Annotated in this window: 6 protein-coding genes; 5 read left to right on the top strand and 1 reads right to left on the bottom strand. The window is 46.4% G+C overall.

The annotated features are described in order from the left end of the window. The 5 genes from ACLFWI_RS22445 to ACLFWI_RS22465 form a co-directional block, all read left to right on the top strand. Positions 1-2206: hypothetical protein (locus ACLFWI_RS22445; protein ID WP_446414770.1), on the top strand; the 2206-nt coding region annotated here is incomplete at its 5' end. A gap of 184 nt (positions 2207-2390) precedes the next feature. Then, on the top strand, positions 2391-5096 hold the full coding sequence (locus ACLFWI_RS22450; RefSeq protein WP_446414771.1) for a CHAT domain-containing protein: 2706 nt from the start codon (positions 2391-2393) through the stop codon (positions 5094-5096). 289 nt (positions 5097-5385) lie between these two features. Continuing rightward, complete coding sequence (locus ACLFWI_RS22455) at positions 5386-5547, top strand: hypothetical protein (protein ID WP_446414772.1); 162 nt, start codon at positions 5386-5388, stop codon at positions 5545-5547. A gap of 26 nt (positions 5548-5573) precedes the next feature. Next, the gene (locus ACLFWI_RS22460; protein WP_446414773.1) at positions 5574-5834 is read left to right on the top strand and encodes a hypothetical protein; all 261 of its coding nucleotides are present in this window, start codon (positions 5574-5576) and stop codon (positions 5832-5834) included. After that, the gene (locus ACLFWI_RS22465; RefSeq protein WP_446414774.1) at positions 5831-6289 is read left to right on the top strand and encodes a type II toxin-antitoxin system VapC family toxin; all 459 of its coding nucleotides are present in this window, start codon (positions 5831-5833) and stop codon (positions 6287-6289) included. Before ACLFWI_RS22460 ends, ACLFWI_RS22465 begins: the two co-directional genes overlap by 4 nt. Before the next feature lie 114 nt (positions 6290-6403). Here ACLFWI_RS22465 and lnt read toward each other — a convergent pair whose 3' ends face one another. After that, on the bottom strand, positions 6404-7864 hold the full coding sequence (gene lnt / locus ACLFWI_RS22470) for an apolipoprotein N-acyltransferase (protein ID WP_446414775.1): 1461 nt from the start codon (positions 7862-7864) through the stop codon (positions 6404-6406). Between the last annotated feature and the right edge of the window lie 2 nt (positions 7865-7866).

Consider the following 7866-nt stretch of genomic DNA (forward strand, 5'->3'; position numbering starts at 1 on the left):
GGCGACTATCAGTTCAATCACGATTGACTCCAGAGACAGCATCACCGTCAATGGCGTCGTGAATGCAAGTTTTCTAGGAGGTAATGGTGGTGATATTAGCTTAATTAGCGAGGGAGATATCGTCACTGCTGATATCTTCTCCATCGGTGCAGTGGGCGGAACGATTAAACTAAGTAGCCAAGGTGCGATCGCGTGGGATAATCAGATCATTGGCAGTGCCAGTTTAAGTCCGATTCCTGCGCCTAATCTCCGGGGTGGTGATGTCACTATTACAGCGAATTCAGTCTCCTTAACCAATGGCGCACGAGTAATTGCCGGAACTTTAGGGGCAATCCCTGGCGGAAGTGTTACGGTACAAGCCACAGAATCCGTTGAAGCAAGTGGGATTAATCTGGAGGGTGTTGATAATCCCCTGTTAAACGCCATTCCTGGGGTGACGGAGTTTCTGGCAACCATTCCCAGTAGCGGCTTCTATGCCATTACAGCCGGAGATGGTGCGGCGGGAGATATCACCATTGAAACACAGCAATTGAACCTGCGATCGGGCGCACGGGCATCAACGTCAACGATTGGTGGGGGTCAAGGGGGCGATTTAACCGTGAAAGCTTCCGATACCGTGGAACTAACGGGTGTCTTAAATGAAAAAATCAGTGGTTTGTTTACCGAATCAAGTAATTCTGGCGATGCGGGAACCCTGAGGATTGACACCGGACGATTGATGATTCAAGAAGGAGCAAATGTATCAACGGCTACTTTTGCCCAAGGTCGAGGCGGAAATTTAGAGGTAAATGCTTCTGAGTCGGTAGAGGTAATTGGGGTATCTTTGGTTGAGGGTGTTCCTAGTCTTTTAGGCTCTGGCACTCTAGGTACGGGTGATGCTGGAGACTTAACCATTAATACCCGCCGCTTGATTATCCGTGATGGCGGATTTGTCGAAATTGGCACGGCAGGTTCCGGTGAAGGCGGAGATTTAACTGTGAATGCCTCGGAGTCAGTGGAAGTGATTGGGAAATCTCCGATTAATATCATTCCCAGCATGTTAGGTACAGATACAATCAATACATTAACCAATCCGACTGGTGGAGGAAATGCGGGAAATCTGATGATTAATACGGAACGATTAATTATCCAAGATGGAGGATTTGTCACTGCTTCATCGATTGGTGATGGGCAAGGGGGAAATTTATTCGTCAATGCGGCTGAATCGGTAGAATTAAGCGGGACATCTGCCGATGGTTTTCCCAGTGGATTATATGTCCAGGGATTTGGTACAGGAAATGCCGGAAATTTGCAGGTGAATACCAATCAATTGATAGTCCGGGATAGGGCAAGATTAACAGCCGCAACCGGAACAGCCGCTAATGACTTGCGTTTGAGTGACCCTACCTTAGGATTTGGTGTATTGCAAGGTCTGATTCTGCCGAATCAAGCCACAGGCAATGCCGGGGAAATGCGGATTATAGCGAACTCAATTAACCTGGATAACCAAGGGGCTTTGATTGCCAGTACCGTATCCGGTGAGGGCGGTAATATGACCCTGAAGGTAGAAGATTTAATTGAAATGCGTCGCAATAGCTTGATTTCCGCAGAAGCATTGGGCGGTGAGGGTGATGGGGGAAATATTACTATCGACACCGAATTCATTGTGGCGATTGAAGACGAAAACAGCGACATTGTTGCCGATGCCTTTGAAGGTGATGGCGGTAATATTACTATCACCGCTCAAAGTATTTTTGGGTTAGAATTCCGTCCCCAGCGCACGCCCAAAAGTGATATTACTGCCAGTTCCGAATTTGGGTTAGACGGTACTGTGGAAATTAATACCCCTGATGTTGATCCCAGTCGGGATTTAAATCAATTACCCACCAAACCGATAGATGTGCGAGGATTAGTGGGTCAAGTTTGTCAAGCCGATGCTGGACTTAATCAAAGTAGTTTTGTGGTTACGGGACGCGGCGGTTTACCCCCTAAACCCAGTGAATTACTCCGAGGGGAAGCAGTATTTGCCGATTGGATTTCTTTAGAGTCACCCGAAAGCGATAACGATAATAATACAGCAACTCTGCCCAATCAACCCTCTCAACCGCGCCAGATTGTGGAAGCAAAAGGATGGATTCGAGATGAACAAGGTAATGTCATCCTGACAGCAGAAGCCACTAACATGACATCTGGAAATCCCCCCGTTACTTCTAAGTTCTGTGAGTAATTAAGAAGGCAGGAGGCAGAAGAAATAAGGGGGTGACTTACTTAGATTTAGTATTAGCAATACCCCTCGTTCCCCCCTGCGAGGGGGGAGGACAGAAGATGCTTCGCTTTTGTTGCATGGGGGAGGGGAGCAAGAATAAACAACGTCGTACCCCTACAACATAATCTTGTTGGGATAAAATAGTATGAAAAACAAATGGTATCTACCTGTTCGTAGTAAGCGCTTTAGCGCCGTTCGTAGTAAGCGCTTTAGCGCCGTTCGTAGTAAGCGCTTTAGCGCCGTTCGTAGTAAGCGCTTTAGCGCTAATCAATGGGGTATATCATGGCTACTATTAGCCATTCTCACCGCCATTTTATGTATAGTCATTTCCCCCGTATCCGCAACCGGAATCGGACAAAACCAACCCAAAATAGCCGCAATCGAGACAACACCCGTTAATTCTTCCCCCGCTGAGTGGGTAAAACAAGGCAGAACCTTTTACGAAGCGGGACAATATACTGATGCCATCGAACTCCTACAAAAAGCAGCAAGCGCCTATCAAAACCAAGGCGATACCATCAAACAAGCCACAGTCCTCAGCAATCTCGCCTTAGCCTATCACCAACTCAGTTTATGGTCTCAGGCAAACAACGCCATTTCCCAGAGTTTAACCCTGCTACAAACTGAACCAAACCGCGACGTTTCTACCCATCACCTGAATGTCTTAGCCCAAAGCCTAACGATTCAGGGGCGTTTACAACTGAATCAGGGACAACCAGAACAAGCCTTAGCCACCTGGGAGCAAGCTACCGCCCTGTACAATCAGTTAGGGGATAAAACAGGTAAAATTAAAAGCAAAATTAACCAAGCGCAAGCCATGCAAGCCCTGGGGTTTCATCGACGGGCATTACAGTTACTCCAGCAAGTCAGAGAAACCCTCGACACTCAACCCGACTCACTCACCAAAGCCGTCGGCTTGCGATCGCTTGGAGAAGTGTTACAATTAGTAGACGACTTACCCCAAGCCCGTCAGGTATTAGACGAAAGTTTACAAATTGCCCGCCAGTTACAATCCCCCCCAGATATTAGCGCCGCCCTACTTAGCCTTGCCAATACCGCCCGTCAACAGCAGCAAGTTGAAGCCGCCCTGGAGTTCTATCAAGAAGCAATAACCCAAGCGCCTTCTCCCCTTATCCAATTACGGGCAAAACTGAATCAACTCAGCTTACTTATTGAAACCGACAATCGCCAAGAAGCGCAATCGTTAGTTCCCCAAATCCAAAGCCAACTAAATACCTTACCCATTTCAGATCAAGCGATTACATTTCGGATTAACTTTAGCGAAAGTCTGATTAAATTAGTAGAGACGTTGCATGCAACGTCTCTACAGCCAGACATCGCCCAAATCCTGACAACGGCGATCCAGCAGGCGGAAACCCTGGGAGATAAACGCCTCCAAGCTTATGCATTAGGCACCCTGGGACATCTTTACGAACAAACCAATCAACTGCAACCAGCCCAAGATTTAACCCAACAAGCCTTAATCAAAACCCAAGCCATTGAAGCTTGGGATAGTCTATATCCTTGGCAATGGCAATTAGGGCGTTTACTCAAACAGCAAGGCGATATTCAAGGAGCAATTGCGGCGTACCAAGGGGCGGTAGATACGCTGCAATCCTTGCGTAGTGATTTAGTCGCGGTTAATTCTAATGTCCAGTATTCCTTTCGCAAACAGGTTGAACCCATCTACCGACAGTTAGTCGAACTCCTATTACCCAAAGATGATACCCAAGTTAGTCCAGAACGACTCGAACAAGCCCGTCAGGTGATTGAATTACTGCAAATCGCGGAATTGGATAACTTCTTTCACACCGATTGTATCACGGCTCGACCTGTAAATATTGATACGATTGACCAAGAAGCTGCCGTACTTTACCCGATTATCCTATCTGATCGCTTGGAAATCATTGTTCATTTACCCAATCAACCCTTACGCCGTTACACCACCTTTGTCTCCCAAACTGAATTAAAAAGCACATTAGAGGAATTACGTCAAGCCTTACCTCAGCGCACCAGTTTAAGATTTCTGCCCCTCGCCCGAAAAGTCTATGACTGGATGATCAAACCCGCCGCCGCCGATTTAGCCCAAAGTGAGGTAAAAACCCTAGTCTTTGTATTGAATGGTACGCTGCGGAATATCCCGATGGCGGCGCTGCACGACGGGGATAAATACTTACTGCAAAACTATGCGATCGCGCTGACTCCAGGGTTAGAATTGTTAGAGTCCAAACCACTTACCGAACAACAGCTTGAAGTGTTAACCGCTGGAGTCTCCGAATCCCGCCAAAACTTTTCCGCTCTCCCCAATGTAAAAATCGAACTCCAGAAAATTCAATCGTTTATGTCCGGGAAATTGTTACTCAATCAGGAGTTTACCAAATCCATATTAGAAAATACGATAGGTAATGTATCATTTCCCATTGTCCACCTCGCCACCCACGGTCAGTTTAGTTCAGAAGCCGAGGGAACCTTTATTATTACCTGGGATGATAAGCTGAATGTGAATGAATTGAGTTTCTTACTTAAAACCACGGATTTGCGTCGCACCAATCCGATTGAATTACTGGTACTCAGTGCCTGTGAAACCGCCAAAGGGGATGATCAAGCTGCATTGGGATTAGCGGGTGTCGCCGTGAGAGCGGGGGCTAGGAGTACCATAGCAACGTTATGGTTAGTGGATGATGCGACGACGGCGGATCTGATGGTGAAATTTTATCAGGTACTTACTGAGGATAAAGTGAGTAAAGCTGAAGCCCTGCGTCGCGCTCAATTACTGATTTTGCAAGATCCAAAATATCGGAAACATCCCTATTTTTGGACACCGTTTGTATTAGTTGGCAATTGGGTTTAACGCTTGTCGGGGCGGTTTAACTATGATCATTTCTGGTTTAGCCAAATGGGAAAAAATCGCCCCGACAGGGTTTATTATCCATTATAGATAAGCTGTCATGCATTTAAATTGGGAATGGGTAGCGAGCAAGATGCAAAGCCTGCGGCATGGCTTCGCTAAACGCACTACAAGGATGAGAGCCATTATTGACATTAAGGTTTAAATGCCGAACAGCTTATTGTCGGGATTGTGGGGATTATCACGGTTGTAGGGGCGAGCAGGGCGACCCGATAACATTAATCGGTGGGTGGTGTTAATTTTGTGCGGCGGGTCGCCCCTACGATTCTTATCTTATAAAAGGAGATTAGGGGCGCGATATCGCTATATTACCTGTGATTATGTGGGACAAACGCCTTGGGCAAAAGGATATGGCACATTTCCCACCTATCATGTTCGCCGTCGGCACGTTTAGACTTGAATAAAAAAGGATAAATTAAAATGTCTAAAGAATTAGTGGATTTGATGAAACAAGCAGATGCCCTCACACCTGATGAGCAATTGCAGTTCATCGCTTACTTAACCCAGAAACTACGACGGTGTGAGATGAAGCAGAAACCCCGCCGTAACGTGACAGAATTTGCGGGAATAGCCCCTAATCTCCTCAAGGGTATGGATGCTCAGGATTATGTCACCCGCCTGAGGCGTGGGGAGTTTCCAGATTTAGAAATTGCCCAAATGGAATTAAGGAAAGAGGAGTGAACATTACAGAAAGCCTCCAGGGTGTGACGCGGTTGTTTTTGGACACGGCACCAGTCATTTACTACATCGAGCGAAACCCACAATACTTTGCCTTTGTCAGCGTAGTATTCGACTATATTGTCAACAGTGGGGCAATGGGGGTTGCTTCACCCATTACTTTAGCTGAGTGCTTAGTGCTACCTGCTCGATTAGGACAAACACAATTACAGCAAGACTTCATTGAACTGCTTACTGGAACTGATAGTATTGAATTTGTAGAAATTGACCAACCAATAGCACTACAAGCTGCTCAAATCCGAGCCAGATATAATCTGCAATTACCTGATGCGTTTCAGGTTGCTGTAGCCCTCGCCGTCGGATGTGAAGCGTTTCTGACAAATGATGTTATTTTCAGAAGAGTTAGAGAATTACAAGTGTTAGTTCTAAATGATTTTAATGGTACTGAGTCCAGGTAAACAGTTATGGCGGTGGAAACCGCAGATAAACAAACATGCAGGGTTTTGGGTGTTTGTAGTGAGGACTTTAGTCCTCTTGCCAGGGGCGAATCAAGCGCCTACTTACAAACAAGATTAGCGACTCACGATAAACGCTAAAATTGCTAATCCTAGTAATGTCGGCGTTAACCAATTACCCCAACGCACGTAAAGCGTCTGGGTTTGTCGCCGATAAACTGTAGCCGCATGAATCTGGTAGGTATTAATTCCAGAAAGCCATAAGGTTCTCCCGTGAGGATCGACAATGCCAGAATAGCCCGTATTCGTTGCCCGTACTGCCCAACGATCCGTTTCAATAGCTCTCATCACGTCTTGGGCGTGGTGTTGGGCGGGCATGGTTTCACTATAATGAGCATTATTGGAAGCACTGAGAATAAATTCACCCCCTCTAGCGGCTTGATGGCGGAAATGATAGGCAAACGCTGACTCATAACAAATCCCCGCGATCGCACGACCAAACGGTGTGGCAAACTGTTGGTTGGGTTGACCTGCGGCTAAATGGGCATCTAAGGGGGAAAGGCGATCAATTAAACTGCCCAATAGTTCCTCAAAGGGAATATATTCGCCTAAAGGGACGAGAATCACTTTGTTATAGCGACTGATGGTTTCACCCGTACCTGTAATCGTAAATAAACTATTCGTCAGGCTATCCCCTTTTTCACCAAACGCTCCCAGCCAAACCAGTACACCTTTGTCTAAAATAGCCTCTTTAAAGCGATCGAGTTTGTATTGATAAAAGGGAACGGGTGAGCGAAACTGATTAACCTGTTCATCCCAGAGAAAGGGTAATGCTGTTTCCGGTGTTAGGACGGCTTCTACTCCTTTATCCGCTAAGGTGTTGTAACCATTGGTATAATTTTCAATTGCCCGACTCCAACCATCTCGGTAGAGTTTAATCCGGTTAGGAATATTCCCTTGAATAATACCAACCTTGAAGGCGGCTTGAGTCGGTTGAATCAGCGGACGACTGTAGAGTCCAAATCCAATCAGATGGAAACCAACAAGAAGTCCTAAAGCTATGATAAATTTCTGCCTTGTGCTAGATCCAGTGACTCGTTTGTTTCGATTTGAGAAATAACGGCTACCAGCTTCCGCGATTAACCCATTCACAGCAACAACGGCGGCGGTTACTGTAAACGGACCCGAAATCTGACCCAGGTGTAAAATCCATAAATTATGGGGACTTTGGGTATAAGCCAACGAGGTCCAGTTGAGATCTCCTAGAGTCCAGAATGCTTCTAAACCACACCAGAGGGCAATTCCGAGTAAGACGCGAGTAACCGTCCTAAATTTTGCACCTTGACGATTTAATAGTGAATTGAACGCCGTCATCCCCACCGCCCACAGCACCACCAGAATCGTCCCCCAGAGGGTAATAAACACCCAGCAAAAAAGCGCGATCGCTAAACTGGCTAACCAGGGTACTCCCATCCAATCCATGGGATGAACACCTGTAATCCAAAATAGGGCTAAACCTTGGTAACCAATCCCCCAGCAGAAACCATATAAAGCCGTCTGGCGCAGACTTTGACTCATGA

This window comes from Coleofasciculus sp., from assembly GCF_046539235.1.
GTDB lineage: Bacteria > Cyanobacteriota > Cyanobacteriia > Cyanobacteriales > Coleofasciculaceae > Coleofasciculus.